The organism is Paenibacillus sp. OT2-17, from assembly GCF_009827695.1.
In the GTDB taxonomy this organism is placed as follows: Bacteria; Bacillota; Bacilli; order Paenibacillales; family Paenibacillaceae; genus Paenibacillus; species Paenibacillus polymyxa_B.
This window is the reverse complement of the sequence record NZ_WUDQ01000652.1, coordinates 1-1,950: the sequence shown is the minus strand read 5'-3', so window position 1 is coordinate 1,950 and position 1,950 is coordinate 1. Positions and strand designations below refer to the sequence as shown.

At 38.3% G+C, this 1,950-nt stretch carries 4 protein-coding genes; 3 read left to right on the top strand and 1 reads right to left on the bottom strand.

The features are described from left to right. Both GRP75_RS25740 and GRP75_RS25735 read left to right on the top strand, forming a co-directional pair. Positions 1-353, top strand: a 353-nt coding sequence (locus GRP75_RS25740; protein WP_160790746.1) for a MarR family winged helix-turn-helix transcriptional regulator, incomplete at its 5' end; no start/stop codon positions are given. Positions 354-472: 119 nt separating this feature from the next. Continuing rightward, positions 473-820: a Na-translocating system protein MpsC family protein gene (locus GRP75_RS25735; protein ID WP_025718210.1), complete on the top strand. Its 348-nt coding sequence runs from the start codon at positions 473-475 to the stop codon at positions 818-820. A gap of 109 nt (positions 821-929) precedes the next feature. Here GRP75_RS25735 and GRP75_RS25730 read toward each other — a convergent pair whose 3' ends face one another. Next, the gene (locus GRP75_RS25730; protein ID WP_160790745.1) at positions 930-1,358 is read right to left on the bottom strand and encodes a DUF4395 domain-containing protein; all 429 of its coding nucleotides are present in this window, start codon (positions 1,356-1,358) and stop codon (positions 930-932) included. A gap of 248 nt (positions 1,359-1,606) precedes the next feature. On the opposite strand from GRP75_RS25730, the gene GRP75_RS25725 reads away from it, so the two are divergent. Beyond that, the coding region (locus GRP75_RS25725; RefSeq protein WP_202404316.1) for a tRNA(His) guanylyltransferase Thg1 family protein at positions 1,607-1,950 on the top strand (344 nt) is incomplete at its 3' end.

Genomic DNA, 1,950 nt, shown 5'->3' with positions numbered 1-1,950 from the left:
AGAGCATAAAAGAGTTGGGATTAAATGCTCAACAAGGAAAAATGATTAAATATATCTACGAGAATCAAGAAAATGATTTAATTCAGAAGGATCTTGCCGATCGGTTTCATCTGCGCGGAGCCAGCATTACAAGCATACTTCAAGGTCTTGAGCAAAAAGGATTCATCGAGCGCAAAATCCCGGCCAATAATGAACGGCAAAAAAATATTTATGTTTTACCAAAAGCCATTGAATTGATTGAAGCTTTTAGTGACTCTTTCCAAAAGGTGGAGGACGAAATTGTTCAAGCCCTGACCGAAGAGGAGAAGCGAATTTTAGAGGAAATGTTAATCAAAATTAATGAACGCTTATAATTGCAGATAAAATCATGTTCCAAAAATCACTTTCGCTAGTCTCTGTTTTATATGATAGGAATCGGTTATGATGGAAATAGTAATAGGGATTTTAGTAGATTTTAGGAGAGCGGTGCGATATGAGAAGGGAAACAGGTTTTAACGAAATTATTCGAAAAGTACGTAAAGAGCTGTTTGGGAAAGGCCCGGAACGCATACATACGACCTTTGTAGATAATATGGCTATCACGATGCTGTATGGAAATTTAACCCCATCTGAAAAGTTTCTAGCACAAGAAGAATCCGGGAAAGAGATGGTGCATGCAGCCCGAACCAAAATGGTTCAAAAAATATATCCCACACACTTCAATAAAGAACTGGAGGATTACATGGATTCCCGGCTGCTGCACCTCTTTTCAGATATTAAAGTGGAGGAAGATATAGCCATATCCGTTTTTGTATTTGAAGATAATATTGCTGCAAAATAAAAAGAAGGTGGAACCGACGTAGCATCCATATTGTCGGAGAGTTCGGCTGCACCTTCGATTTAATTAACGATGTCCTAATGGAATGGAATGAAAAGAGAGCTGTTTCTGTTTACACGTTTTTTCTTCTTCGATATTGATATTGGGACCATTGGTAGAGAATAAAACATCCTATGCAAAAACCAAGGATAGCCACCAAGGCCGCCACCAGGACCATGGCCGAGAATACATAAGCGACAATACTCCACTGGAGCATAAATCCTACCCAAGCGACCAACAGAAAAAAGACGGCAAGAAGCTGATTAAACCTTTGCTGCTCTCGGTCCTCCTGCACATACGAGGAGGGGCTTTTCTTCAAGAAAAGCTTGGCTATCCGCATTACCGGATTGAAGTTAAAAAGGACGCCGAGTAACCCCGCAATAAGAGGAATAACTAGCACCCCATATCCCCCTGTGATCCAAGTGAAAACTACAGATAAAACAATTACCCATTGATTAGCCCTGACTAACGGACGCGGAATGGAAGATGGATTTTGGCTCATATATATCATCCTTTTCATATCGGAATAAAGTAAAATCTGAAATTATTATAGCCTAACATTTGGAGAATAGATACCAAGAAAAAATGAAAGACTCTGCAAATCCATCTGCTAAGTTTTTTTTGTCTTTCTTAATTCCTAGCGATGTATCAGCCAATTTGTTACAATTTTTATATATGTCAATTGGGGAAGATAGACATTGTTTTACTCTATGCGCAAATCACGGATCATGAAAGGAACCTACATAGTTTATGAAAAGAAATGATTTTGGAAATAGGATGAAGGAATATGAAAATGCCTATAGATTAAGCCTACCACGCCGTTTACCTGTAATCATCAGAATTGATGGTGCGCATTTTCATACCTTTACACGTGGGATGACGAAACCTTTTGATGAGAAACTAATTTTTTCATTATGGGAGACGTGTAAATATTTGGCCTATAACATTATGGGATGTAAACTGGTGTATCATCAGAGCGATGAAATTTCACTGCTTCTTACGAATTATGACAAATTAACGACGCAATCCTGGTTTGAAAATAATCTTCAAAAGATGGTGTCCATATCTGCTTCTCTGGCTACAGCCAAATTTAA